Annotated in this window: 22 protein-coding genes; 19 read left to right on the forward strand and 3 right to left on the reverse strand. The window is 57.1% G+C overall.

All coding sequences use genetic code 11. The features are described 5' to 3' along the window. Positions 1–2 precede the first annotated feature (2 nt). The 6 genes from ACLI4M_RS13180 (at position 3) to ACLI4M_RS13205 (ending at position 9846) form a co-directional block, all read left to right on the forward strand. Entirely contained in the window at positions 3–4559 is a 4557-nt protein-coding gene (locus ACLI4M_RS13180) for an RHS repeat-associated core domain-containing protein (protein WP_133624643.1), read from the forward strand. A 12-nt stretch (positions 4560–4571) separates the two neighbouring features. Further along, entirely contained in the window at positions 4572–5006 is a 435-nt protein-coding gene (locus ACLI4M_RS13185; RefSeq protein WP_133624640.1) for a hypothetical protein, read from the forward strand. 708 nt (positions 5007–5714) lie between these two features. Then, on the forward strand, positions 5715–7406 hold the full coding sequence (locus tag ACLI4M_RS13190; protein WP_133624638.1) for an RHS repeat-associated core domain-containing protein: 1692 nt from the start codon (positions 5715–5717) through the stop codon (positions 7404–7406). Next, positions 7407–7829, forward strand: a complete 423-nt coding sequence (locus ACLI4M_RS13195) for a hypothetical protein (protein ID WP_133624636.1) — start codon at positions 7407–7409, stop codon at positions 7827–7829. A 116-nt stretch (positions 7830–7945) separates the two neighbouring features. After that, complete coding sequence (gene tri1 / locus ACLI4M_RS13200; protein ID WP_301292099.1) at positions 7946–9034, forward strand: ADP-ribosylarginine hydrolase Tri1; 1089 nt, start codon at positions 7946–7948, stop codon at positions 9032–9034. Between the two features lie 524 nt (positions 9035–9558). Beyond that, positions 9559–9846, forward strand: a complete 288-nt coding sequence (locus ACLI4M_RS13205; RefSeq protein ID WP_133624633.1) for a hypothetical protein — start codon at positions 9559–9561, stop codon at positions 9844–9846. A gap of 120 nt (positions 9847–9966) precedes the next feature. Here ACLI4M_RS13205 and yghU read toward each other — a convergent pair whose 3' ends face one another. Then, the gene (gene yghU / locus ACLI4M_RS13210) at positions 9967–10818 is read right to left on the reverse strand and encodes a glutathione-dependent disulfide-bond oxidoreductase (RefSeq protein ID WP_133624631.1); all 852 of its coding nucleotides are present in this window, start codon (positions 10816–10818) and stop codon (positions 9967–9969) included. Positions 10819–10950: 132 nt separating this feature from the next. Here yghU and ACLI4M_RS13215 point away from each other — a divergent pair, with 132 nt between their 5' ends. The 11 genes from ACLI4M_RS13215 to ACLI4M_RS13265 all read left to right on the forward strand — a co-directional run bounded on the left by ACLI4M_RS13215 (position 10951) and on the right by ACLI4M_RS13265 (position 22288). Continuing rightward, positions 10951–11589, forward strand: a complete 639-nt coding sequence (locus tag ACLI4M_RS13215; RefSeq protein WP_133624629.1) for a DNA-3-methyladenine glycosylase I — start codon at positions 10951–10953, stop codon at positions 11587–11589. Positions 11590–11709: 120 nt separating this feature from the next. Beyond that, positions 11710–13299 (forward strand): peptide chain release factor 3, encoded by a 1590-nt coding sequence (prfC, locus tag ACLI4M_RS13220; RefSeq protein ID WP_048914744.1) that lies wholly within the window; start codon positions 11710–11712, stop codon positions 13297–13299. Positions 13300–13643: 344 nt separating this feature from the next. Beyond that, complete coding sequence (osmY, locus tag ACLI4M_RS13225) at positions 13644–14258, forward strand: molecular chaperone OsmY (protein ID WP_048914745.1); 615 nt, start codon at positions 13644–13646, stop codon at positions 14256–14258. A gap of 124 nt (positions 14259–14382) precedes the next feature. Beyond that, the gene (locus ACLI4M_RS13230) at positions 14383–14544 is read left to right on the forward strand and encodes a DUF1328 domain-containing protein (RefSeq protein ID WP_072166347.1); all 162 of its coding nucleotides are present in this window, start codon (positions 14383–14385) and stop codon (positions 14542–14544) included. Positions 14545–14635: 91 nt separating this feature from the next. After that, positions 14636–15688 carry a patatin-like phospholipase family protein gene (locus tag ACLI4M_RS13235; protein ID WP_133624627.1) on the forward strand — a complete coding sequence of 351 codons (1053 nt, stop codon included), beginning with the start codon at positions 14636–14638 and terminating at the stop codon, positions 15686–15688. After that, on the forward strand, positions 15685–16461 hold the full coding sequence (locus ACLI4M_RS13240; RefSeq protein ID WP_133624625.1) for a TatD family hydrolase: 777 nt from the start codon (positions 15685–15687) through the stop codon (positions 16459–16461). Before ACLI4M_RS13235 ends, ACLI4M_RS13240 begins: the two co-directional genes overlap by 4 nt. 277 nt (positions 16462–16738) lie before the next feature. Beyond that, positions 16739–17518 (forward strand): deoxyribose-phosphate aldolase, encoded by a 780-nt coding sequence (deoC, locus tag ACLI4M_RS13245; protein ID WP_133624623.1) that lies wholly within the window; start codon positions 16739–16741, stop codon positions 17516–17518. Between the two features lie 175 nt (positions 17519–17693). Continuing rightward, positions 17694–19016 (forward strand): thymidine phosphorylase, encoded by a 1323-nt coding sequence (deoA, locus tag ACLI4M_RS13250; protein ID WP_048914749.1) that lies wholly within the window; start codon positions 17694–17696, stop codon positions 19014–19016. Positions 19017–19070: 54 nt separating this feature from the next. Continuing rightward, positions 19071–20294 (forward strand): phosphopentomutase, encoded by a 1224-nt coding sequence (deoB, locus tag ACLI4M_RS13255; protein WP_133624621.1) that lies wholly within the window; start codon positions 19071–19073, stop codon positions 20292–20294. Positions 20295–20323: 29 nt separating this feature from the next. Then, positions 20324–21043, forward strand: coding sequence for a purine-nucleoside phosphorylase (gene deoD / locus ACLI4M_RS13260; protein ID WP_048914751.1), 720 nt, complete (start codon positions 20324–20326; stop codon positions 21041–21043). Positions 21044–21277: 234 nt separating this feature from the next. Then, a complete protein-coding gene (locus tag ACLI4M_RS13265) occupies positions 21278–22288 on the forward strand; it encodes a zinc-dependent alcohol dehydrogenase family protein (protein ID WP_133624619.1) in 1011 nt (336 codons plus the stop codon). Between the two features lie 104 nt (positions 22289–22392). On the opposite strand, the gene ACLI4M_RS13270 is transcribed toward ACLI4M_RS13265, so the two are convergent. Continuing rightward, the gene (locus tag ACLI4M_RS13270) at positions 22393–22770 is read right to left on the reverse strand and encodes a DUF4354 family protein (protein ID WP_133624617.1); all 378 of its coding nucleotides are present in this window, start codon (positions 22768–22770) and stop codon (positions 22393–22395) included. A gap of 132 nt (positions 22771–22902) precedes the next feature. Beyond that, entirely contained in the window at positions 22903–23562 is a 660-nt protein-coding gene (locus tag ACLI4M_RS13275; RefSeq protein WP_133624615.1) for a YtjB family periplasmic protein, read from the reverse strand. Positions 23563–23686: 124 nt separating this feature from the next. On the opposite strand from ACLI4M_RS13275, the gene serB reads away from it, so the two are divergent. After that, the gene (serB, locus tag ACLI4M_RS13280; protein ID WP_133624613.1) at positions 23687–24664 is read left to right on the forward strand and encodes a phosphoserine phosphatase; all 978 of its coding nucleotides are present in this window, start codon (positions 23687–23689) and stop codon (positions 24662–24664) included. 9 nt (positions 24665–24673) lie between these two features. Then, a complete protein-coding gene (gene radA, locus ACLI4M_RS13285) occupies positions 24674–26056 on the forward strand; it encodes a DNA repair protein RadA (protein ID WP_048914756.1) in 1383 nt (460 codons plus the stop codon). The last annotated feature ends 3 nt before the right edge of the window (positions 26057–26059 follow it).

Genomic DNA, 26059 nt, shown 5'->3' on the forward strand with positions numbered 1-26059 from the left:
CGATGGCGGATGAGTTAATCGCAGCGCGCATCGACGACCCGCTGGTCCACAGCTCGCTGCTGGGGGACTTCGCCGCCGGGCTGGTGGAAGGCGCGATCTATCTGGCGGTGTTCTCCGCCGGGGCGGCGATGGCCGCCAGCGGTGTCGGCGTGGCGATTGGCGCCGCGCTGGTGGTGGGGGCGATGGTCAACGGTTTTCCGGAGCGCATCGGCAGCATGGTCAGTGACGCCGTTGATGGCCTGCTGGATACCCTCGGCATGCGTGGCCCGCCGGATGCGCTGATTACCAGCGGTTCCGATAACGTGCTGATGAAGGGCAAAAAAGCGGCGCGTGCGGCGGGTAAAGTCGACCATGATTTTCTCAACGCCCCGGCCCCGAAAGCGGAAGATGAGCCGGGCGCGCTGGCGATTGCTATGGCGATGGCCACCAGCGTGGCCGATACCGTGCGCCATCCGGGGGCTTTTCTCAGCGCACTGGGCGAGAGTATCAGCAGCATCAACGCCGATTCGGTAGGTAACTTCTTCAAAAACGTCGGCCAGGATATTGTGCAGCCGACCGTGGCCAGCGCCAGCCCTTATGCGACCCCGGCGGATAAAGATACCGTGGCGTGCAGCAAAGGGCATATGGCGGAGAGTGAAAACTTTCTTGCGGAAGGCTCAAAGCGCGTACTGATTAACGGCCACCCGGCGGTGCGCAACGGTCACCGCAGCACCTGCGAGGCGAAGATAGAAGTTGCTGACGACCCGCGCGTGCGCATCGGCGGCGACAGCATCGTGGTGCGCGACATCCGCAGCGGTAAAAATTTCCTCGCCTACTTTGCCGGCAACCTGATTGGCGGTGGACTCGGCAAGGAGCTGGGGCAGCTGGGCGTGCAGATGCTTGACCGCTCGGTCAGTCGCCTGATGGCGCGCCTGGCGGTGCGTAAAACCGCCTGCGCCATCGGCGGTGAAGCGGTGGGGAACGCGGCGGCGGCGGCTGTTGGCAGGCTGGCGCAGAACGCCATGGCGACCGCGCACCCGGTCAATATTGCGCTGGGGTCGAAGATCCTCGCCGGGCAGGAAGATCTCGACTTTGTGCTGCAGGACCGTATCCCGCTCTACTGGCAGCGCATCTACCATAGCCGCAACCGCGCCAGCGGGATGCTGGGCAGCGGCTGGATGCTGCCGTTTGAGACCCGCCTGCTGCGCGTGCAGGCAGCGGACGGTACGCTGCATTTTCTCTGGCGCGATATGTCCGGGCGCGAGCTGGGGCTGGGCGAAGTGCGCCCAGGTGATGTGATCCAGTTCCATGAAGATGGCTTTACCCTGTACTGCACCCTGCAGGGCGTGGTGGTGATGCAGACCGCGCAGGGGGAGTTTTTCCTCTACGAGCCGGACCCGACCCGCGAAGGCGAGTGGCGCATTGCGCGCCAGTACGATCGCCACGATAACTGCCTGCACTTCAGCTGGAACGACGCCGGGCAGCTGGTCTCCATCGCCAGCGACAATGAGGCGCTGGAAGTGCGCCTCAGCTATGAGAATGCTCACGGGCGGCTGGAGGCGGTGCATCAGCAGGTAGACGGCGCGCCGCAGCTGCGGGTGCGCTATGCCTACAACCCGCAGGGGCAGCTGATTGCGGTGCAGGATGCGGACGGCATCACCACCCGCTGCTTTGGCTGGGATCGCGCCAGCGATCTGCTGGCCTCGCACAGCTACGCCACCGGCCTGACGGTGGCGTATCAGTGGCGGCCCGCCGCCGACGGCGAGAACTGGCGCGTCAGCGAATATCAGGTTCTCGATGGCGAACAGAGCCTTGAGCACTGGCTGATCGATGCGGATGAACAGGCGCGCAGCGCCACCGTCACCTGCCTTTCAGGGGGCAGCAGCGAGCATCGCTGGGATGCGCTGTACCGTATTACTCACTATACCGACAGCTACGGCGCGGAGTGGCGTTATCGCTGGGCGGTGCAGGGCGAACTGCTGCTCAGCACCACCGGCCCGCAGGGTGAGCGCTGGGAGTATGGCTACGACGAGCGCGCTAACCTGACGCAGGTGAAAGATCCGCTGGGGCGCTCGACGCTGACCGTCTGGCACCCGGTGTGGGCGCTGCCGGAGCAGGAGGTCATGCCGGACGGTGCCGCCTGGCAGTATCAGTACAGCGCGCTGGGCGATGTGGTGGCGGTAACCGATCCGCAGGGTGCCGTGACGCGCTATCAGTGGAACGCGCAGGGCGACCTGACCTGCACGATTGATGCGCTGGAGAATACGCACCGCTACGCCTGGGATGAGCGCGGCCAGCTGCTGCATGACGAGGACTGCTCGGGCTACCAGAGCCACAACCAGTATGATGCCGCCGGACGGCTGGCAGCCCACACCGACGCTGCCGGTAACTGCACGCGCTACCGCTGGAGCGCGGCGGGCCGTTTGCAGCGGCTGACCCGCCCGGACGGGCGCGAGACGCTTTACGAGTACGATGCCGCCGGGCTACTAATCGGCGAGAATATTGACGGCTTCAGCGAGCGTAAGGTAAAACGCAACGTGCGCGGGCAGATTGTCAGCGAGATCAGCCCTGCCGGGCACGTCACCCGTTACCAGTACGATCGCTTTGGCCGCATGACCGGATTGATCAACGCCAACAGCGACCGCTGGCAGTTTGAGTACGACAGCGGCGAGCGCCTGCTGGCGCAGACTGACTACGCCGGGCGGCGTAAGCGCTATCGCTATGACCAGCAGGGCCAGGTGGTTGAGATAACCCAGCAGCCGCTGCTGCAGGCGGGCGAAGCGCTGGCCGCACACAGCACAAAGATGGAGTATGACGCGCTGGGCCGCATTACCGCCCGGCAAACGGCGGAGCACCGCACCGAGTACCGGTACCAGCCGCGTGGCATCACGCTGCGCAAAGTGGCGCTGGCACAGTGGCAGCAGGCGCAGTCTGCGGGCCAGGCGGTAGCGTGGGCGGAAGAGCTGAACTTTACCCGCGACGCGCTCGGCAACCTGCTGAGCGAGGAGAACCACGGCGGCCTGTGGCAGTATCAGTATGATGCGCTGGGCAACCTCAGCCAGAGCAGCCGCCCCGATGGTCGGGCGCTGAATTTCCTGCGTTACGGCAGCGGGCACCTGCTGCAGCTCAACCTGCAGCACGCCGGGCAGAACGAGGAAGTGACGGCTTATCAGCGCGACGCGCTGCACCGCGAGATCGTGCGCAGCCAGGGCGCGCTGAGCCTGGAGACGCGCTATGACCGCGTCGGGCGCATTGTGATGCGACGCAGCCCGGTGCTGGAACGCCGCTATCAGTGGGACCGGCTTGACCAGGTGGCGCAGCAGACGCTGATTAACGGCGTCAGCGCCGACGGCGAAGCGCCGTTTGCGCAGCAGCGCTTTGGCTACGATGCCGAAGGGCAGGTGACGCGCAGGCTGCGCCCGCAGCAGGAGGAGCGCTTCCACTACGACCCGGCGGGCAACCGCACCGATGCACCGGGGCAGGTGGTGTGGCACAACCTGCTGCAGCGGCTGAAGGGGGCGCGCTGGCAGTATGACGGCTTTGGCCGCCTGACGTGGCGCCGCGCCGCGCGCGACGGCGTGGAGCAGCATTTCGCCTGGGACGACGAGCACCGCGTGTCGGAGGTGACCCTGAGCGGCCACCGCGAATTCAGCCGGGTGGCCTACCGCTACGACCTGCTGGGGCGGCGCACGCAGAAGATCCTGCACCGCCACGGCGAGTCCCCGGATGATGCCGAGATTGTCACTTTCCACTGGACCGGCCTGCAGATGGTCGGCGAGCAGAGCAGCCGTCAGCCTGCGCGCAGCACGCAGTATATCTACGCGGAGGGCGGCTGGGAGCCGCTGGCGCGGGTCGACAGCGTGGGCGAGAGCAGCGAAACGTACTGGTATCACAGCGAGCTGAACGGCCTGCCGGAGCGCATGACTGACCAGTATGGCGAGGTGGTGTGGCAGGGGAGTTTCTCCACCTGGGGGGAAACGGAGCGCGAGAGCAGCCCGCGCGGGCTTAAGCAGAACCTGCGCTTTCAGGGGCAGTATTTTGACGCGGAGACCGGGCTTCACTACAATTTATTCCGCTACTACGACCCGGTAGCAGGGCGGTTTACCCAGCTGGACCCGATAGGGCTGGCGGGAGGGCTGAATACCTATGCTTATGTGCCGGACCCGCTGACGTGGGTGGATCCGCTGGGGTTAGCATCTTGTCGACTAAATAATATGGGAAGGACTCCAAGTAAAAATAGCAAGACTGGTAGAGAAGTTATTGAGCGAATGCGTAGTGAAGGCCGTATTCGGGGTACAGGTGATAGAATGCAATTCAAGAGTTCAACAGATAAAAGATGGTATAATATCAAAGATGCCGATATGGCTCACTTAACAGATGCGGTTAAATATTGGAATCAAAAAGGTGGTTATTACGGTCCGAAATCTAAAGAAGTTAGAGCATTTATGAGGGATTCCATGAATTATGAACTGGAATATTATGGTCACAACCGTTCTCAAGGTGCAAGATTATCTGATAGATATAAAACCCCAAGTGATTTTATTGGCGCGGCAGAAAGATCACAATACTTTTTTAATTAAGGTCGATATATAATGAAAGAACTTGCTGTGGAAAATAAAAAGTTGGAAGAGGAAATAGTTGCTATAGTTGAGAAAGGTAATGAGTTTCATGATGTTAAATCTTATGAACGCGCGTTAGGTGAGTATAAAAAAGCTTGGGAATTGATTCCTGAACCCAAGCTGGATTGGGAGATTGCCGGTTGGATTGCAGCATGTATATATAGTGCTTATTTTGATATGGCAGCCTTCACAAATGCTAAAAAATGGGCGGAAGTTGCATTGCAAACTCGAGGGTCAGAAATTGATACTGCGCCTATAATGGATCTTGGAATGGTCTGCTTTGAGTTAGAGGAGTATGATGAGTCATTTAAATACTTCGAAGATGCTTACAGCTATGGTAAAGCCCGTGCTTTTAAAGAAAGGCCCAAGAAATATCTCGATTTTTATTTGTCAAAAAAAAATAACTGAAGTAAAGAATGGTCGGAATAGTTGTTGTTTTTTCGACCATAGTTTACTTTATGTTCTGTTAATATTTTATCTTGTAAAATCTTAACCAACGCTTTGCCTGGCATAGTGCTAATTTACAGTGCTGCCCGGCCAAGCTGTTTAGTGTCAATTAATTCGCCCCTAGAGGTAGCTCAAAGCTATTTTTTTATCTATTCCAGATTAATATATATATGAGCGTCTGCTTTCAATGGAATTCGCTAAAAAGCTGCATCTTTAAAAGTTGATTTTATTTATTATTTATCATGGTCTTTATTTGTGTTAAGTCACTCCTTTCCAAGGGGGTAATTTAATATCAGCATCTTTGTTACGAATAGACTAAGGGGTTAACCCGCTGATGGTTTACTGTGAGTTATGCGAGCTGAGCCTCATTTGCATTCCACCTGAACAATTAATCTTTCCTATTAAATATTTATTATAATTGGCTGGCGGATAAGAATCTTTGTTATTCCAGCCAACATCCCTTTATAAGCATCAGCGGCGCGTTATACGCAGAGGTTTGGTCAATTGATTTATGTTATTTGCCCTTTTACTCAGCTAATTGAATCTTAATCTACATCTCTTACTGCTTGGTGTGGGCGTGAGAAATGAACGTTGTTCGCTGTGCGTCCGACATATTAATAGACCAATACCGATTACGATTATCAGCCGCGTGGCATCACGCTGCGCAAAGTGGCGCTGGCACAGTGGCAGCAGGCGCAGTCTGCGGGCCAGGCGGTAGCGTGGGCGGAAGAGCTGAACTTTACCCGCGACGCGCTTGGCAACCTGCTGAGCGAGGAGAACCACGGCGGCCTGTGGCAGTATCAGTATGACGCGCTGGGCAACCTCAGCCAGAGCAGCCGCCCCGACGGCCGGGCGCTGAATTTCCTGCGCTACGGCAGCGGGCACCTGCTGCAGCTCAACCTGCAGCACGGCGGCCAGAACCAGGAAGTGACGGCTTATCAGCGCGACGCGCTGCACCGCGAGATCGTGCGCAGCCAGGGCGCGCTGAGCCTGGAGACGCGCTATGACCGCGTCGGGCGCATTGTGATGCGGCGCAGTCCGGTGCTGGAACGGCGCTATCAGTGGGACCGGCTTGACCAGGTGGCGCAGCAGACGCTGATTAACGGCGTCAGCGCCGACGGCGAAGCGCCGTTTGCGCAGCAGCGCTTTGGCTACGATGCCGAAGGGCAGGTGACGCGCAGGCTGCGCCCGCAGCAGGAGGAGCGCTTCCACTACGACCCGGCGGGCAACCGCACCGATGCACCGGGGCAGGTGGTGTGGCACAACCTGCTGCAGCGGCTGAAGGGGGCGCGCTGGCAGTATGACGGCTTTGGCCGCCTGACGTGGCGCCGCGCCGCGCGCGACGGCATGGAGCAGCATTTCACCTGGGACGACGAGCACCGCGTGTCGGAGGTGACCCTGAGCGGCCACCGCGAGTTCAGCCGGGTGGCCTACCGCTACGACCTGCTGGGGCGGCGCACGCAGAAGATCCTGCATCGCCACGGCGAGTCACCGGATGATGCCGAGATTGTCACTTTCCACTGGACCGGCCTGCAGATGGTCGGCGAGCAGAGCAGCCGTCAGCCTGCGCGCAGCACGCAGTATATCTACGCGGAGGGCGGCTGGGAGCCGCTGGCGCGGGTCGACAGCGTGGGCGAGAGCAGCGAAACGTACTGGTATCACAGCGAGCTGAACGGCCTGCCGGAGCGCATGACTGACCAGTATGGCGAGGTGGTGTGGCAGGGGAGTTTCTCCACCTGGGGGGAAACGGAGCGCGAGAGCAGCCCGCGCGGGCTCAAGCAGAACCTGCGCTTTCAGGGGCAGTATTTTGACGCGGAGACCGGGCTTCACTACAATTTATTCCGCTACTACGACCCGGTGGCAGGGCGGTTTACCCAGCTGGACCCGATAGGGCTGGCGGGGGGGCTGAATACCTATGCTTATGTGCCGGACCCGCTGACGTGGGTGGATCCGCTGGGGTTGAGTGGTTGTAATCTTGGAATTGTATATCGTGGCGATAAACGTCATCCGAATATAATTTTTTCAGAAGGATTTAAACCACTAGGTGATAGTAATAATTTATTCTTGCACGCTTTGGATAATAAAAATCCGCCAAGTAACTTTATAAGTACATCATTGGATATGGATCGATCGATTGATTTTGCTTCTATGTATAATACACCTGGGTTCCTATATTCAATAAAAAGACCTGTTAATGGGGTTGATGTTAATGGTACGCTGGGAGTAAACAGCCCTTATCCTCATGAGGTAGAAATTGCAGTCCCTGGGGTAATTAAACCTGAAGAAATTCTTGGTGTGACACCAATCAATGCTGATGGTAGTTTTGTAGGTTTCAGTTTTATAAATCCTGTGAGGTTATAGATGGACGAGAATTATGATGTGGTAAGGGATGTGATAGTATATTGTAATGGTGTAAGGGAAAGCGTAAAAATAAAGTTAAACTTGAGGCGTCCTTGTTATCTGCATTTTTCACGTAGCAATGGTTTTACCTTTAGTGCAGGCGGCGAAGATTTTTTTGAATGTCTTTGTGAATTAAGAAGAGCTCTGAAAGATGTTACATTCTTATGTAAGGGCGCGAAGCTAAGTGTTTACCCATCAAGAATGATGCGAGATATGGCTATGGGACTAAAGGCCTATGATCACAAAATTGGCAAGCCTGCTACAAAGATGGATGAAGTTGATATATTTGATTATGAAGATTTCAATATCACGAATAACCCAAGTGATCAAGATGTTTTCTGGAAAGAGTGGTTGGATTTTTTAATGAAAAAAAACGGTTGCTAATCCTTAATATTTAATTGAAATTATAGAGATTTATATCTATGGTGGATTTTTTTTGAAAGTTATTTTGAGTGTCCTATCGAATTAAACAGCCATAATAGGCAGAGGGGAGCATTTTGATGGACTTACGCCAATCTTACCCTTCACTTGCTTACCATGTAGAAGAGCATTATCTCCGCTACTGTCCACCTGAGTATCATTCTTCTTTAACAGAGAGCGGCGATCTGCAAGTAGACTACACTGACTGGCTAAGCGGGCGAAGAGCGTTGCCGCATTGGTTAGGTAATGTTGTTCCGTATGGTGATGAACTACAGTTGTTGGACCGTGCCAAAGGCTCTCTAGTCGGTCTGGCGGTAGCGGACGCAGTCGGTACCACATTAGAATTTTTGCCACGAGATCTGCAGCACGTTAGCGACATAGTTGGCGGTGGTCCTTTCCGGCTTAAGCCGGGGGAGTGGACTGATGATACCTCAATGGCGCTGTGCTTGGCTGAAACTTATATTCAAGCGGGACACTTGGATATAACGTCGTTTCGTAATCGGTTGGTGAACTGGTACCACTTTGGGGTCAATAGTGCTAACGGTGTATGCTTCGACATTGGGAATACTACACGCTATGCGTTGGAGCAATATCTAGATAAGGGGCCATCCTGGTTCGGTAATACCGAATCAGATACAGCAGGTAATGCTGCGATCATCCGGCAGGCTCCGGCGGGGATATTTCAGCGTCATTCTTTGCTGCGCTCACTCTATGACGGTGAGAAGCAGGGGCTGGCTACTCATGGTGCCATAGAGTCACTGGATGCCAGCCGTCTTATGGCATATATACTTTATCAGTTACTTAACGGGGCTGATAAGGCAAAGGCGCTGTCTCCTGCTATGCTGCCGTTGAATGCCCGTTGCGCATTGATCAATGCCGGAGAGTATAAAAATAAGCAACGCGATGAAATCCGCTCCAGCGGATACGTGATCGATACGCTGGAGGCCGCATTATGGGCCGTTTGGCAGACTGATAATTTCCATGATGCAGTACTGCTAGCCGCTAATCTGGCAGATGACGCTGACAGCGTAGCTGCAACAGCAGGTCAGATAGCGGGAGCTTTATATGGTTATAAAGGTATTCCCGAAAGGTGGCGAGAAAAGCTGGTTGAAGAGCCACGCATTTGCATGATTGCCGAACAGTTATTCCTTTCCGGACCTAAGGTTTAATGCAAGCGGAGAATCCGCATCAGGCAGCTTATTTTTACTTACTGGCTGCATTTGCAGTCCCAGTTTATCAAATACCCTCGCGTGGTGGCGTTAAAACAGCTGCTTTTTCTCCAGGCTCACATGCTGCTTGCAACTCAGCCACATTTCACCACCGCGCCGGCTCTCTGCCATTTATTGGCCCAGCGCAGCATAATTACATATGATGCTTTATTGATAGCCGGGTCTTATTACATAAGCATCTTCATCCGTGCGTCCTATCAGGACTAAATCGATACATCACAATAGTATACTCATCCCTGGAAATAATATAGCGATGACTTTTTCAGGGGTGATCGTATTTTCTCCTGCTTTCCATGTCAAAGCGAAAAATCAGGTGAGGAGGGATGCTGACAGGGATATTCACACTCAGGAAGGCCCTTTTGTCAAACAGTTACATTATTAGAAATGCATAAATAATATGATTGAGGTGTGTGATAATTTACATGAATATCTTTTAATAACCTTTATAGCAACAAGGATAGCTAATGAACGATAAAAAAATCAGCAGCCTGGTAATATACAAACTGATGCTGATAGGCTTTGGGGTATCAATAATGGTATTGTCCACCATCATTGGCATAGCCGGTATATTCGGTGCAGGCGTGGTGAAATTTAACGATAAACTCATTACGGGTATTGCCGCATTACCTGTTTCTCTGTTTAGTGGCCTGCTCATCACGGTGGGATTTACTGCTTTTTTTGGTACCCTGGCTTTTATCGGGCTGTGGTTATATAGCAAAGTCAGGCCGCTTAAAATAAAAGTCATTGATTAATCATCTTATCGGTAAGCACGATATCCCACTCTATACGGCACGGGCGGTATCTCTCCGTGAGGCTTAAGACGAAATGCCGGTGGGATTGGGCGGCCTGGCTCAGGCCGCCCTCTGCCGCTCTTACAGCCCCAGCTTAGCAAAGTCCTGCGCGTCGTGGCGCTCCGCCAGCTGCTCGTTCTCCGGGCCCCAGGTGCGGTTAACCACGCGGCCGCGTTTTACCGCCGGGCGGGCTGCCACTTCGTCGGTCCAGCGCAGCAGATTTTTGTACGATGCTGCATCAATAAACTCCGCCGCCTCATACATCAGCCCCTTCACCAGCGCGCCGTACCACGGCCACACCGCCATATCGGCAATCGTGTAATCATCCCCGGCAATATAACGATGCTTCGCCAGCTGCTGGTCGAGCAGGTCGAGCTGTCGCTTGGCTTCCATGGTGAAGCGGTCGATAGCGTATTCGATTTTCACCGGTGCATAGGCGTAGAAGTGGCCAAAGCCACCGCCCAGGTAAGGCGCAGCGCCCTGCAGCCAGAACAGCCAGTTCAGCGTTTCGGTGCGCGCTGCCGGGTCTTTCGGCAGGAAGTGGCCAAACTTCTCGGCGAGGTAAAGCAGGATAGCGCCGGACTCAAATACGCGGGTACCGGGAACGGTGGTGGTGTCGAGCAGCGCCGGGATTTTCGAGTTCGGGTTCAGCGCGACAAAACCGGAGGAGAACTGGTCGCTGTCGCCGATGCGGATCAGGTGCGCGTCATACTCCGCGCCCTGCACGTTTAACGCCAGCAGCTCTTCCAGCAGGATAGTCACCTTCTGACCGTTCGGCGTGCCCATCGAATAGAGCTGTAGCGGGTGCTTGCCGACCGGCAGCTCGGCGTCAAAGCGCGCACCCGCAGTCGGGCGGTTGATGCTGCCCCAGGTGCCGCCGAGGGCTTTGTTTTCGCTCCAGACTTTTGCTGGCTGATACTCTTTATCGCTCATAATTTACACGGCCTTATTAAGTAGTGATGGAGTAAACGTAGTTGAACAGGGTGGTTTATGCGATTAGGTATAGCATTGCGTGCGCGTTGGCGTTTACCCTCAAAGAGCACTGTTAAACAAGGAGAGCGTTAAATGGATAACGTGGATCTTGCCGCTTCAGGGCTGACCCTAAGCGCAGACGGGCGCACCTGCTGTGCCTGGCAGCCTGCCATGCCGCATTACCACGATAGCGAGTGGGGGCGGGTGGTGGTGGATGACATCCTACTGTTTGAAAAAGTGTGCCTGGAAGGATTTCTCTCCGGCATGTCGTGGAAGATGATTTATAACAAGCGCGATAACTTCCGCCGGGCGTTTGCCGGCTTTGATTTTCGTCAGGTGGCGCGCTTCGACGATGAGGATATCGCCCGGCTGATGGCGGATAAGGGCATCGTGCGCAACCGCGCTAAAATCCTCTCGACCATTAATAATGCGCAGCGGGCCATCGAGCTGGTGGACGAAGCGGGTTCGCTGGCGGCGTGGTTCTGGCAGTTTGAGCCTGCGGCGGACCAGCGCCCGGCGCAGGTTGACCTGGCGTACTGGCAGACGGTGAAAACCTGCCCGGAAGCGCAGGCGATGTCAAAAGCGCTAAAAAAACGCGGCTGGACGTGGGTGGGGCCGGTGGCGACCTACTCGCTGATGCAGGCGCTCGGGCTGGTGAACGATCATCTGGCAGGCTGCTGCATTCGGGCCGAGTGCGAGGCCGAACGATCGGCTGCGATAAGACCGTCCTGACCGTTGTTTACGGCGTTTGTCGGCCATTCGGCTGAATAAGCGCCGTTGTTCATTGTTTCTCACGCCGGGATCGGCGAAAATGCCGGCCATTAATGATTTATCATCTGTAGAAGAATTTTCATGTCAAATGCACCCTTTATGCAAGAGGTGGCTCGCCGCCGCACTTTTGCCATCATCTCGCACCCGGATGCCGGTAAAACCACCATCACTGAAAAAGTGCTGCTGTTCGGACAGGCGATCCAGACCGCCGGTACGGTAAAAGGCCGCGGCTCCAACCAGCACGCCAAGTCCGACTGGATGGAGATGGAAAAACAGCGTGGTATCTCCATTACTACCTCGGTGATGCAGTTCCCCTATCGCGATAGCCTGGTCAACCTGCTGGACACTCCGGGGCACGAAGACTTCTCCGAAGATACTTACCGTACTCTGACGGCGGTGGACTGCTGTCTGATGGTGATCGACGCCGCGAAAGGCGTTGAGGATCGTACCCGTAAGCTGATGGAAGTGACCCGTCTGCGCGACACGCCGATCCTGACCTTTATGAACAAGCTCGACCGTGACATCCGCGACCCAATGGAAGTGATGGACGAAGTTGAGAGCGAACTGAAAATCGCCTGTGCGCCAATCACCTGGCCAATCGGCTGCGGCAAGCTGTTTAAGGGCGTTTACCACCTGTATAAAAATGAAACCTACCTGTACCAGACCGGTAAGGGTCATACCATTCAGGAAGTGCGCGTGGTTAAAGGGCTGGATAACCCGGAGCTGGACGCCGCCATCGGTGAAGATCTCGCCGGGCAGCTGCGCGATGAGCTGGAGCTAGTGCAGGGCGCATCGCACGAGTTTGACCGCGAGCTGTTCCTGGCAGGCCAGCTGACCCCGGTGTTCTTCGGGACTGCGCTGGGTAACTTTGGCGTTGACCATATGCTCGACGGGCTGGTTGAGTGGGCGCCATCGCCGATGCCGCGCGATACCGATCTGCGCACCGTCACCGCTGCCGATGAGAAATTTACCGGCTTCGTGTTTAAGATTCAGGCCAACATGGACCCGAAACACCGCGACCGCGTGGCGTTTATGCGCGTGGTGTCCGGTAAATATGAAAAAGGCATGAAGCTGCGCCAGGTGCGCACCGGTAAAGATGTCACCATCGCCGACGCGCTGACCTTTATGGCCGGTGACCGTTCGCACGTGGAAGAGGCCTATCCGGGCGATATTATTGGCCTGCACAACCACGGCACCATCCAGATCGGCGACACCTTTACCCAGGGTGAGAACATGAAGTTCACCGGTATTCCGAACTTCGCCCCGGAGCTGTTCCGCCGCATCCGCCTGCGCGACCCGCTGAAGCAGAAACAGCTGCTGAAAGGGCTGGTGCAGCTGTCTGAAGAGGGCGCCGTGCAGGTGTTCCGTCCGGTCCACAACAACGATCTGATCGTGGGCGCGGTGGGTGTCCTGCAGTTCGACGTGGTGGTTGCGCGCCTGAAAAGCGAATACAACGTGGAAGCGATCTACGAAGCGATTAACGTCTCTACCGCCCGCTGGGTAGAGTGCAGCGACGCGAAGAAGTTTGATGAGTTCCAGCGTAAGAATGAAGTTAACCTGGCGCTCGACGGCGGCGATAACCTGACCTACATCGCGCCAACCATGGTGAACCTCAACATTACCCAGGAGCGTTATCCTGACGTGGTGTTCCGTAAAACCCGCGAGCATTAATCTTCCCAGGTCCGCCCCTACTGTAGGGGCGGACCTTGTTTTTCGGTCCGCCCGCCGGCCAGTGCCAGTTTGTAATAAGGGCCGTTCGAAAAAAAGATCGGCCCCTACAATCTACAGACTCCTCCTAAACAACCTCTTTTCTGCTGCTTTATCCATCAATTCAACTACTCTCCCCGGTGAAATCCTGATTACCGTCTATATTCATTTCTACAGGACGCAAAATATGCGGCGCGGTTGCTGCAACGTTCACGGGCTAAGCTCCATCTGGCCGACAACTACAGCCACGCCGTTTGTGGCTGAAAAGCTCACCGTTGTGAGTGGTACTAATCAAAAGGAACGAATCGATGATCAACACTAAGATTGCAAAAACTCTGATGGCGGTAATGGTAGGTTCGGTACTGGCTGGTGGCTCTGCGATGGCAGCGGACACTATGACGGGCAAAGCGGAGTCTACCGCCGACAGCGCGGGTTCGAAAATCGATAGCTCAATGAAAAAAGTCGGTGGCTACATGGACGACAGCGGCGTAACGGCGAAGGTGAAAGCAGCCCTGGTCGATGACGAAGCGATTAAAAGTACCGATATTTCTGTCGAAACCCACAGTGGCGTTGTCACTCTGAACGGCTTCGTGACTTCCCAGGACCAGGCCGAGAAGGCTGTAGCGGTCGCGGGTAAAGTTGAAGGCGTGAAATCGGTTAGCGACAAACTACACGTAAAAGACAGCACTAAGCAGACAATGAAAGGTTACGCTGGAGATACGGCAACAACCTCTGAAATTAAAGCTAAACTGTTAGCAGATGACATCGTACCGTCACGTAATGTGAAAGTGGAAACCACCAATGGCGTGGTGCAGCTGTCCGGTACGGTGAAAACGCAGGCGCAGTCAGAACGCGCTGAAGGTATTGCCAAGGCCATTGATGGCGTGAAAAGTGTTAAAAACGATTTAGTGGTTAAATCGTAATTACCCGGCGGCCTTCGCTCTGCGGGGGCCACCACTGTCACACCTGCAAAGAATAACGTTCAGCCACAAGCCGTGAGCTGAATGATAAAAACAGTTTGAATACACTACTGGTAAGGAGAGGCTTATGTTTCGTTGGGGTATTATCTTCCTGATTATCGCACTGATTGCAGCTGCGTTAGGGTTTGGTGGTCTGGCTGGTACAGCAGCATGGGCAGCAAAAATTGTCTTCGTTGTCGGTATCATTATCTTCCTGGTCAGCCTGTTTACCGGTCGTAAAAAACTCTAGTTTCCAAACGTTACATCTGAGAGCAAGAAGCGCCTCACAGATTTGACTGATAACAGGTATCCTCTCTTTTTCATCTGAGAGGATACCTGGCTTGGGCATACGCATCCCGATAACCCTCGGCAATATCGAGCCGCTGGCGTTAAAACCTTTCACCCCGGGCAGAATTGCTCTGGTGTGCGAAGGGGGTGGGCAGCGCGGTATCTTCACCGCGGGAGTGCTGGATGAGTTTCAGCGTGCTCACTTCAATCCTTTCGACCTGATGCTCGGCACCTCCGCCGGGGCACAAAACCTTTCCGCTTTCGTCTGCGCACAGCCCGGCTACGCGCGGCGCGTCATCACCCGCTACACCACCAGTAAACTGTTTTTTGACCCGATGCGCTTTGTGCGCGGTGGTCATTTGATCGATCTCGACTGGCTGGTGGATATTACCCGTTCTGAGTTCCCGCTGGCGCTCAGCGCTGCCGAAAAAATGTTTGCTGACGGGCGCGAATTTTATATGTGCGCCTGCCGTAGCGACGACTACACCCCAAGCTACTTCGCGCCGACGGCGGATAACTGGCACGACATTATTAAAGCCTCCAGCGCTATTCCCGGTTTTTATCGCCCCGGGGTGGATCTGGCGGGCGTCAGCTATCTGGACGGCGGTATTCGGGATGCGATCCCGGTGCGTGAAGCGGCGCGGCGCGGGGCAGATACCATTGTGGTGATCCGCACGGTCCCCTCTCAGATGACCTATACTCCGCAGTGGCTGAAGCGCGTGGAGCGCTGGCTGAGTGAGGGCGCTTTGCAGCCGCTGATCAACATTATGCAGGTGCACGAAGAGAGCTATCACCAAATCCAGAGCTTTATCGATAACCCGCCGGATAATCTGCGCATTATTGAGATCTACCCGCCACGCCCGCTCGCCAGTATGGCACTCGGCAGCCGGGTCGCCTCACTGAATAAAGATTATCATCTGGGCCGCCGCTGCGGGCGTTACTTCCTCGCCACCGTCGGCCAGTGGCTGAATGGCGGTGACAGCGTGGTGCGTCGCCATATTGTGGTGCCTCCTGCGCCGGTGGCGAATGAGCCGGATCGCCAGGGGATTATTCTCGACCCGCTGGTGGGTAATGAAACCGATTACGATAAAGGATCGCTGGCATGACAATGCGTTTTGTCGATACCCACTGTCACTTTGATTTTCCGCCGTTTGTCGGTGACGAGGCCGCCAGCCTGGCGCGTGCCGCCGCTGCCGGGGTGGAGAAGATCATTGCGGTGGGCGTGTCGGCGCAGCGCTTTGCCGGCGTGCTGGCGCTGGCAAAGCAGCATGACGCTGTCTATGCCGCGCTGGGCATGCACCCGATGGCGATTGCCGAACACGGTGAGCCGCAGCTGGCAGCGCTGGAGCAGCAGCTAAAATCACGCCCGCCAAAGCTTGTGGCGATCGGGGAGATCGGCCTCGATCTGTTTATCGAAAACCCGCAGTTTGAACGCCAGCAGGCGCTGCTGGATGCGCAGCTGCGGCTGGCGCGTGATTACGATCTGCCGGTGATCCTGCATTCGCGCCGCACCCATGACAAACTGGCGCTGCACCTGCGGCGCATTGCGCTGCCGCGCCGTGGCGTGGTGCACGGCTTTGCCGGCAGCGAACAGCAGGCGCTGGCCTTTATTCGCGCCGGATATTCTATTGGCGTCGGTGGCACCATCACCTATGAACGCGCCAGCAAAACCCGCAATACCCTTGCCCGCCTGCCGCTCTCTTCGCTGCTGCTGGAAACCGACTCCCCCGATATGCCGCTGCAGGGCTTTCAAGGCCAGCCCAACCGCCCGGAACGGGTAAAAGAGGTGTGGCAGGCCCTGTGTGAACTGCGCCCCGAATCCCCTGAGCAAATTGCTGAAACCCTGCGCCAAAACACCCGCACGCTCTTTGGCCTGTGAAGCACGGGCTACACTTCTGAGAGACCTGTTTTGCCTTGAAGATGAAATGTTATAATTATAACATTTTCCAATGGCTCGCTGTGGCCGCCTTACTGCGCGCCGTTCCGGGCGTAATGGCGGTTAAATTGTGATTGCTGTCACTATTCATGCAATAATGGTGCAACTGTCATCTTTTTAATGTGAAACTACCCGCAAAATAGCTCGCCACGGGCTGTTATAATTTTAACATTATCAGGTGCGCTGACCGTGCCTGCTGCTAAATTGTCTGGAGACAACCATGTCCGATGTAAAAACTCAGGCGCTGCGCGCGCTGCAGCTGATGGATCTCACCACCCTGAACGACGATGACACCGATGCGAAAGTGATCGCGCTGTGCCATCAGGCGAAATCCCCGGCCGGAAACACCGCCGCCATCTGCATCTACCCGCGCTTTATCCCGATTGCGCGTAAAACGCTGCGCGAGCAGGGTACCCCGGATATCCGCATCGCTACCGTCACCAACTTCCCACACGGTAACGACGATATTGATATCGCGCTGGCGGAAACCCGTGCTGCTATCGCTTACGGCGCGGACGAAGTGGACGTGGTATTCCCGTACCGTGCGCTGATTGCCGGTAATGAAACCGTCGGCTTCGAGCTGGTAAAAGCCTGTAAAGATGCCTGCTCTGCGGCAAACGTGCTGTTAAAAGTGATTATTGAAACCGGTGAGCTGAAAGAGGAAGCGCTGATCCGTAAAGCCTCCGAAATTGCCATCAAAGCGGGTGCGGACTTTATCAAAACCTCGACCGGTAAAGTGCCGGTCAATGCGACGCCAGAAGTCGCAGAGATTATGATGCGCGTGATTGCCGAGCAGGGCGTGAAGCAGCAGGTGGGCTTTAAGCCTGCTGGCGGCGTGCGCACCGCTGACGATGCGGCGATCTACCTCAAGCTGGCCGATGACATCCTGGGGGCGGGGTGGGCCGATGCGCGCCATTTCCGCTTTGGCGCTTCCAGCCTGTTAGCCAGCCTGCTGAACGCGGCAGGGCACAGCGGTGCAACCAGCGACAGCAAATATTAATTCCGGCATGCGGGTCAGGCATGCCTGACCCCTACGACGGTGCATAACTCGCCGCCGTCGGGCATGCCGATGCGAGACGGCGGCACAGGCAAACGTGCTGTTTACCCGCAGGGGCCGGGCATGCCCGGCCCGTAAATCCGTTGTTCGATTTTCAACTTAAATACCGGGGGTTAGCGTGTTCCTGCCACAAGAAATTATTCGCAAAAAACGTGATGGTCAGGCGCTGAGCGAAGAAGAGATCCGCTTTTTTATCAACGGCGTGCGCGACAACACGGTGTCAGAAGGGCAGATTGCCGCGCTGGCAATGACCATCTACTTCCACGATATGTCGCTGCCGGAGCGCGTGGCGCTGACCATGGCGATGCGTGATTCTGGTTCGGTACTGAACTGGAAGGCGCTGAACCTCAATGGCCCGGTGGTGGATAAGCACTCCACCGGCGGCGTCGGCGACGTGACCTCGCTGATGCTGGGCCCGATGGTGGCGGCCTGCGGCGGCTACGTGCCGATGATCTCCGGGCGTGGCCTGGGGCACACCGGCGGCACGCTGGACAAGCTGGAAGCGATCCCCGGTTTTGACATTTTCCCGGAAGATGACCGCTTCCGTCAGATTATTAAAGACGTTGGCGTGGCGATTATCGGCCAGACTAACTCGCTGGCGCCGGCGGATAAACGCTTCTACGCCACGCGCGATATCACCGCGACCGTCGACTCTATTCCGCTGATTACCGCCTCGATCCTCGCGAAAAAACTGGCTGAAGGGCTGGATGCACTGGTGATGGATGTGAAAGTGGGGTCCGGCGCGTTTATGCCGACCTATGAACTGTCGGAATCGCTGGCGCAGGCGATAGTCGGCGTGGCCAACGGCGCGGGTTGCAAAACCACCGCGCTGCTGACCGATATGAACCAGGTGCTGGCCTCCAGCGCCGGCAATGCGCTGGAAGTGCGCGAAGCGGTGCAGTTCCTCACCGGGGCTTACCGCAACCCGCGCCTGCTGGAGGTGACGATGGCGCTGTGCAGCGAAATGCTGATCTCCGGCGGCCTGGCCGCGACGGCGCAGGAGGCGCAGGCGAAGCTGCAGGCGGTGCTGGACAATGGCCGTGCCGCCGAAATCTTCGGCCGCATGGTGGCGGCGCAAAAAGGTCCGCTGGACTTTATCGAGCGTATGGACCACTACCTGCCCGCGCCGATGCTGAGCAAAGCGGTGTATGCCGACCGGCCGGGCATCGTCGGTGCCATGGATACGCGCGCGCTGGGAATGGCCGTGGTGTCGATGGGCGGCGGGCGTCGTCGTGCCAGCGACAGCATTGATTACAGCGTTGGCTTCAGCGAGATGGCGCAGCTGGGCGACAGCGTTGATGCGCAGCGCCCGCTGGCAGTGATCCACGCGGCGACGGAAGCCAGCTGGCAGGAAGCCGCCGCCGCCGTGAAGCGCGCGGTGGCGGTGGGCAGTGAACAGCCGCAGGTAACGCCGGTTATCTATCGCAGAATCTCGCAATAACGAGTATTCTGTTCTGATCGCATTTTTTTAATGCCAATCGCGCAGGAGACCAGGATGAAACGTGCATTTATCATGGTGCTCGATTCCTTTGGAATCGGCTCCAGTAAAGACGCCGACAAGTTCGGTGATGAAGGCTCGGATACGCTCGGCCATATCGCCGAGGCGTGCTTCAGGGGTGAAGCAGACAAAGGGCGTAAGGGCCCACTCCATCTGCCGAATCTGACCGCCTTAGGGTTGGGCAAAGCGGCAGAGGCCTCAACCGGGAAATTCCCGCCGGGGCTGGACAAAGATGCCGAAATTATTGGCGCTTATGCCTACGCCAGCGAGCTCTCCTCCGGGAAAGATACGCCGTCCGGCCACTGGGAAATCGCCGGGGTGCCGGTGCTGTTTGACTGGGGCTATTTCAGCGACGTGGAGAACAGCTTCCCGCAGGAGCTGCTCGACCTGCTGGTGGAAAAAGCCAATCTGCCGGGTTATCTCGGCAACTGCCACTCCTCCGGTACGGTGATCCTCGACCAGCTCGGCGAAGAGCATATGAAAACCGGCAAGCCGATTTTCTATACCTCCGCCGACTCGGTATTCCAGATTGCCTGCCATGAAGAGACCTTCGGCCTTGACCGTCTGTATGAGCTGTGCGAAATAGCGCGCGAAGCGCTGACCGAAGGCGGTTACAATATCGGCCGCGTGATCGCCCGTCCGTTTGTTGGTGATAAGCCGGGCAGCTTTGAGCGCACCGGGAACCGTCATGACCTGGCGGTGGAGCCTCCGGCCCCGACCATCCTGAAAAAACTGGTGGACGAGCAGGGTGGGGAAGTGATCTCCGTCGGCAAAATCGCGGATATCTACGCCCACGTTGGCATCACCAAAAAGGTGAAAGCCACCGGGCTGGACGCGCTGTTTGACGCGACCGTTGAAGAGATGAAAATTGCCCCGGATAACAGTATTGTGTTCACCAACTTCGTTGATTTCGACTCAACGTGGGGCCATCGCCGCGATATCCCTGGCTATGCCGGTGGTCTCGAGCTGTTTGACCGCCGCCTGCCGGAGCTGATGGCGCTGGTCAAAGAGGGCGATATTCTGATCCTCACCGCCGACCATGGCTGTGACCCAAGCTGGCGCGGCACCGAGCACACCCGCGAGCATATCCCGGTGCTGATCTACGGCCCAGGCGTGAAACCGGGCGATTACGGCTATCGCGACACCTTCGCCGACATTGGTCAGACGGTTGCCAGCTATTTTGGCCTGTCGCCGATGGAATACGGTAAAAGTATTCTTTAAACCCCATTTAATAAGATTAAGGATTTAACATGGCTACGCCTCATATTAACGCTGAGATGGGTGATTTCGCTGACGTGGTACTGATGCCGGGCGACCCGCTGCGCGCTAAGCACATCGCGGAAACCTTCCTGCAGGACGCGGTCGAAGTGAACAACGTGCGCGGCATGCTGGGTTATACCGGCACCTATAAAGGCCGTAAGATTTCAGTGATGGGCCACGGTATGGGTATTCCATCCTGCTCCATCTATGCGAAAGAGCTGATTACCGATTTCGGCGTGAAAAAAATCATCCGCGTCGGTTCCTGCGGTGCGGTGCGCAGTGATGTGAAACTGCGTGACGTGGTGATCGGCATGGGTGCCAGCACCGACTCCAAAGTGAACCGTATGCGCTTCAAAGACCATGATTTCGCGGCGATTGCCGATTTCGACATGGTGCGCAACGCGGTTGATGCGGCTAAAGCGCTGGGTGTGGATGCCCGCGTGGGTAACATCTTCTCGGCGGATCTGTTCTACACCCCGGACCCGCAGATGTTCGACGTGATGGAGAAGTACGGCATTCTCGGCGTGGAGATGGAAGCCGCGGGTATCTACGGCGTGGCGGCAGAGTTTGGTGCGAAAGCGCTGGCGATCTGCACCGTGTCTGACCATATCCGCTCCGGCGAGCAGACCACCGCCGCCGAGCGTCAGACCACCTTCAGCGAAATGATCGAGATCGCGCTGGAGTCCGTCCTGCTGGGTGACAAAGAGTAACCCTGGGCTGACGGGCTGACCGAAAAAGAGGGTCAGCCCCTACGACTTCGGTGTTACCCAATAGGGTAGGGGTCGACCGTTTTTATTCAGGCTGACCGAAAAAGAGGGTCAGCCCCTGGGACTTCGGTGTTACCCAATAGGGTAGGGGTCGACCCTTTTTTCCGGTCGACCCGGTTTGCCCCTACAATTAAAGGATAGGTCGCGTGTTTGCGATCGATGAACAGGGAGAACGTTATGAATTCACGCGCGATGTTCGTCAATGCCGGTGGCGGCTTTGACCATGTCTTTCCCGGTGAAAGCCCGGCTGCCGCCCCCAAAAGCGGCGAAATCACCGTGCGCCTGCACGCCAGCTCCCTTAACTTCCATGATTACGCGGTGGTCTGCGGCATCATGCCCCCTGCGGAAAAACGTATCCCGATGGCCGACGGTGCCGGAGAGGTGATCGCCGTTGGCCCCGACGTCAGCGAGTTTGCCGTGGGTGATGCGGTGGTCAGCACCTTCTTCCCTGACTGGCTGGATGGCGACTCGGCGGAATCGAGCTTTATGAATACGCCGGGTGACGGTATCGACGGCTATGCGCGCAGCGTGGTGACCGCGCGCGTCAATGCCTTTACCCGTGCCCCCAAAGGCTGGAGCCACGCTCAGGCCTCAACCCTGACCACCGCCGGACTGACCGCCTGGCGTGCGCTGATGGTTGACGGGCAGCTGAAACCCGGCGACAGCGTGCTGGTGCAGGGCACTGGCGGCGTGTCAATTTTTGCGCTGCAGCTGGCAAAACTGGCGGGCGCGACGGTGATTGCTACCTCCTCCAGCGACAGTAAACTGCAGAAGCTGCTCGACCTGGGCGCGGATCACGTCATCAACTATCGCCAGCACGCTAACTGGGGCGAAAAGGTTCAGCAGCTGACGCGCGGGCGGGGGGTTGACCATGTTATCGAAGTGGGCGGGCCGTCGACGCTGGAGCAGTCGCTGATCGCCGCACGGATTGGCGGCCATATTGCGATGATCGGCATTCTTACCGGCATGGCGGGCGAGCTGCCGGTGATTAACGTGCTGCTGAAGCAGCTGCGTCTGCAGGGTGTGCTGGTGGGCAACCGCAGCCAGCAGTTGGCGATGATCCGTGCGCTGGATGCCAGCCCGCTGCGCCCAGTGATTGACCGCCAGTTTGACCTCAGCGAAATGGTGGATGCCTTCCGCTATCAGGAATCGAATCAGCACTTCGGCAAGATCTGCCTGAGCATCTGACGCAGCGGGCACGGTGCCGCTGCGCCGTGCTTCTACCTGAATTATCTATTGAAGTATCCATTCCTAAGGCGGCTTGCAGAGAATCTGCAGGCCGTTTGACGGCGTTACTGGCAGCTGTCGCTGATTTTGACGATGACCGCCTGATAGACGCTGGCATCATCAGCGGAGAAGATCGCCAGCCCCTTGTGGTTGCCCTGCGCGGGCAGCTGGCCGCTCAGCAAAGCGTCATCAACCGTATCGAGCTTAAAACGTTTACCATCTGGAGAGAGGGCAATCAGACAAAGGTTCTTCAGGTTGATAGCCTTATCGGATAAATTCGCCAGCGTCACTTCAAAACGTTTGGTGAACACCTGTTTCGCCCCGGTCGAAATTGACCCTATCTCCTGCTGCGTGGCGATAACGGCAATCGAGTCTGTCTTCGCCGCGACGGCGGAAAAGCTGAGAAGAGCGGTGAAAAAGAGGGCGAGTTGATTGCGTTTCATTGCATGTTCCCCGATCCGTGAGAGTCAGAAAGCGCGCGATGCGCGGGTGAAAGACTACCATGCCGGGGACAGGGATGAGCGTACAGACCCGCAAGAGCTATTCGGCGTGAACAGCTCTATTTGCAGAGGGGATCAGCGAGGGTTCTCTTGCGGTTTCTCGTCCTCGTCGTCATCCTCTTTTACCGGGTTATTGGCAGTGAGCAGGAATGGCGACTGCTGCCAGCGCGTACGGCGCGCGCGCAGCAGGGTGCGGGTGAGGATAATTCCAATAGCCAGCGCCAGCAGCATCATCAGGCGCAGAATGTTGGTGGTGTTATCCACCTGCTTGGATTCCGTGACCAGCACGTGGGTATCCAGCGTAATGCGCAGGGAGCCGCGCGGGCCATCCTTCGTCGCCAGCGGCTCCACAATCTGATGGTTGAAATAGCTGCCGGCACGCTGGCCGTCGAGCGCCAGGCGATCGCGCACGTTGATGTTTTCACCACTGTGGGCGATCAGGCTGCCTTCGTCGTCATACACTGAAGCATCCAGAATACGGCTTTCGTGCGTCAGCTGGTCGAGGGTGTCGACAATTTTCTGGTGATTGTCATCGCTGTTTTCCATCAGCGGGGTCAGATTCCACGCCACCTGGCGGGTCAGCGTATGCGCCAGCTCTTCCACCTGCTCGGAACGGGCCATCTGGTGCCCGAGGCTGAACCAGGATGCACCCTGCATCAACACCACTAACAGCGTCAGGCAGATCAGCACGATCACCGTTCGGTGCAGGCGAAATTTTAGTTTGGCTTTAGCCATCTTGACCCTTCAGACTTACCAGAGGAACCGCTGAGCTTTATGTTGCCAGAACACGCTTGAACAAGGTAGCCTCTTGCATTATTTTGCGCAGAATTGCGTGTTGAATGTCCCTACAGGAGCTGTAATGCCAAATAGTCTGACCTGGTGCGACCTGCCTGCTGAAGTCTCTCTCTGGCCGGGGTTACCTCTTTCATTAAGCGGTGATGAAGTGATGCCGCTGGACTACCGCGCTGGCCGAAGCGGCTGGCTGCTGTATGGACGCCAACTCGACAAAGCCCGCCTGACCGAATATCAGCGCCAGCTGGGCGCGGCGATGGTGATCGTCAGCGCGTGGGTGGTGGAAGATTATCAGGTCGTGCGGCTGGCCGGATCGCTGACCCCGCTGGCAACCCGGCTGGCGCATGACGCCGGGTTTGATGTGGCGCCGATGGGCAAGATCCCGCATCTGAAAACGCCGGGCCTGCTGGTGATGGATATGGACTCCACCGCGATTGAGATTGAGTGCATTGATGAGATCGCCAAACTGGCCGGCAGCGGCGAGCAGGTGGCGGAAGTGACCGAGCGGGCGATGCGCGGCGAGCTGGACTTTGCCGCCAGCCTGCGCCAGCGCGTGGCCACCCTGAAAGGGGCCGATGCCAATATCCTGAAAGCGGTACGCGATACGCTGCCGCTGATGCCGGGCCTGACCTCGCTGGTGGCGAAGCTGCAGGCGATGGGCTGGGAAGTGGCTATCGCTTCCGGCGGCTTTACCTACTACGCTGAGCATCTGCGCGACACCCTGCACCTCTCTGCAGTGGCCGCTAACGTGCTGGAGATCGCGGACGGCAAGCTGACCGGTGAAGTGCTGGGCGATATCGTCGATGCGCAGTATAAAGCCGACACGCTGCAGAAGCTGGCCGAGCGCTTCAACATTGCACCTGAGCAAACCGTGGCCGTCGGTGACGGGGCCAACGACCTGCCGATGATCAAAATTGCCGGCCTCGGTATTGCCTATCACGCCAAGCCGAAAGTGAATGAACAGACCGCTGTGACCATCCGTCACGCGGATTTAATGGGCGTGTTCTGCATTCTGAGCGGCAGCCTGATTTTTGACGAGCGTTAAGGGGACGATTTGGCCAAAGCGGTAAAGCGCGCCTTTGTATGTAACGAGTGCGGCGCAGACTATCCTCGCTGGCAGGGGCAGTGCAGCGCCTGTCACGCCTGGAACACCATCACCGAGATGCGGCTTGCCGCCTCCCCCACCGTGGCGCGTAACGAGCGGCTCTCCGGCTATGCGGGCAGTGCGGGCGTCAGCCGCGTGCAGAAGCTGTCGGAAATCAGCCTTGACGAACTGCCGCGTTTCAGCACCGGTTTTAAAGAGTTTGACCGCGTGCTTGGCGGCGGCGTGGTGCCGGGCAGCGCCATTCTGATTGGCGGTAACCCCGGCGCGGGGAAAAGTACCCTGCTGTTGCAGACCCTGTGCAAGCTGTCAGAGAGCATGAAAACCCTGTACGTCACCGGGGAAGAGTCGCTGCAGCAGGTGGCGATGCGCGCCCATCGTCTGGGATTACCGAGCGAAAACCTGAATATGCTGTCGGAAACCAGCATCGAGCAGATCTGCCTGATCGCCGAGCAGGAGCAGCCGAAGCTGATGGTGATCGACTCGATCCAGGTGATGCACATGGCGGATATCCAGTCTTCGCCGGGCAGCGTGGCGCAGGTACGCGAAACCGCCGCCTACCTCACGCGCTTCGCCAAAACCAAAGGCGTGGCGATTGTGATGGTCGGGCACGTGACGAAAGATGGCTCGCTGGCTGGCCCGAAGGTGCTGGAGCACTGCATCGACTGTTCGGTGCTGCTCGATGGCGATGCCGACTCGCGTTTTCGCACGCTGCGCAGCCATAAAAACCGCTTTGGCGCGGTGAATGAGCTGGGCGTGTTTGCCATGACCGAGCAGGGGCTGCGTGAAGTCAGCAACCCGTCGGCGATCTTCCTGAGCCGGGGGGATGAAGTGACCTCCGGCAGCTCGGTGATGGTGCTGTGGGAGGGAACGCGCCCGCTGCTGGTCGAGATCCAGGCGCTGGTCGATCACTCAATGATGGGCAATCCGCGTCGCGTGGCGGTGGGGCTTGAGCAGAACCGCCTGGCGATTCTGCTGGCGGTGCTGCACCGTCACGGCGGCCTGCAAATGGCCGATCAGGACGTGTTTGTTAACGTGGTTGGCGGGGTGAAAGTCACCGAAACCAGCGCCGACCTGGCGCTGATGCTGTCGATGGTTTCCAGCCTGCGCGACCGCCCGCTGCCGCAGGATCTGGTGGTGTTTGGCGAGGTCGGGCTGGCCGGTGAGATCCGTCCGGTGCCCAGCGGCCAGGAGCGTATTTCAGAAGCGGCGAAGCACGGATTCCGTCGCGCGATTGTTCCCGCCGCCAACGTGCCGAAAAAATTGCCGGAAAATATGAAAGTGTACGGCGTGAAAAAGCTGGCCGATGCGCTCTCTATCCTTGACGATCTCTAATTG

The sequence above is a fragment of the Erwinia sp. LJJL01 genome (assembly GCF_047300805.2).
In the GTDB taxonomy this organism is placed as follows: Bacteria; Pseudomonadota; Gammaproteobacteria; order Enterobacterales; family Enterobacteriaceae; genus Erwinia; species Erwinia aphidicola.

Coding starts and splice junctions, on each gene's coding strand:
- serB (WP_133624613.1), top strand. CDS start 23,687: ATGCCAAATAGTCTGACCTGGTGCGACCTGCCTGCTGAAGTCTCTCTC.
- tri1 (WP_301292099.1), top strand. CDS start 7,946: ATGGACTTACGCCAATCTTACCCTTCACTTGCTTACCATGTAGAAGAG.
- ACLI4M_RS13180 (WP_133624643.1), top strand. CDS start 3: ATGGCGGATGAGTTAATCGCAGCGCGCATCGACGACCCGCTGGTCCAC.
- ACLI4M_RS13185 (WP_133624640.1), top strand. CDS start 4,572: ATGAAAGAACTTGCTGTGGAAAATAAAAAGTTGGAAGAGGAAATAGTT.
- ACLI4M_RS13215 (WP_133624629.1), top strand. CDS start 10,951: ATGGATAACGTGGATCTTGCCGCTTCAGGGCTGACCCTAAGCGCAGAC.
- prfC (WP_048914744.1), top strand. CDS start 11,710: ATGTCAAATGCACCCTTTATGCAAGAGGTGGCTCGCCGCCGCACTTTT.
- yghU (WP_133624631.1), bottom strand. CDS start 10,818: ATGAGCGATAAAGAGTATCAGCCAGCAAAAGTCTGGAGCGAAAACAAA.
- deoB (WP_133624621.1), top strand. CDS start 19,071: ATGAAACGTGCATTTATCATGGTGCTCGATTCCTTTGGAATCGGCTCC.
- deoC (WP_133624623.1), top strand. CDS start 16,739: ATGTCCGATGTAAAAACTCAGGCGCTGCGCGCGCTGCAGCTGATGGAT.
- ACLI4M_RS13275 (WP_133624615.1), bottom strand. CDS start 23,562: ATGGCTAAAGCCAAACTAAAATTTCGCCTGCACCGAACGGTGATCGTG.
- ACLI4M_RS13265 (WP_133624619.1), top strand. CDS start 21,278: ATGAATTCACGCGCGATGTTCGTCAATGCCGGTGGCGGCTTTGACCAT.
- ACLI4M_RS13240 (WP_133624625.1), top strand. CDS start 15,685: ATGACAATGCGTTTTGTCGATACCCACTGTCACTTTGATTTTCCGCCG.
- osmY (WP_048914745.1), top strand. CDS start 13,644: ATGATCAACACTAAGATTGCAAAAACTCTGATGGCGGTAATGGTAGGT.
- deoD (WP_048914751.1), top strand. CDS start 20,324: ATGGCTACGCCTCATATTAACGCTGAGATGGGTGATTTCGCTGACGTG.
- ACLI4M_RS13230 (WP_072166347.1), top strand. CDS start 14,383: ATGTTTCGTTGGGGTATTATCTTCCTGATTATCGCACTGATTGCAGCT.
- ACLI4M_RS13270 (WP_133624617.1), bottom strand. CDS start 22,770: ATGAAACGCAATCAACTCGCCCTCTTTTTCACCGCTCTTCTCAGCTTT.
- ACLI4M_RS13195 (WP_133624636.1), top strand. CDS start 7,407: ATGGACGAGAATTATGATGTGGTAAGGGATGTGATAGTATATTGTAAT.
- ACLI4M_RS13205 (WP_133624633.1), top strand. CDS start 9,559: ATGAACGATAAAAAAATCAGCAGCCTGGTAATATACAAACTGATGCTG.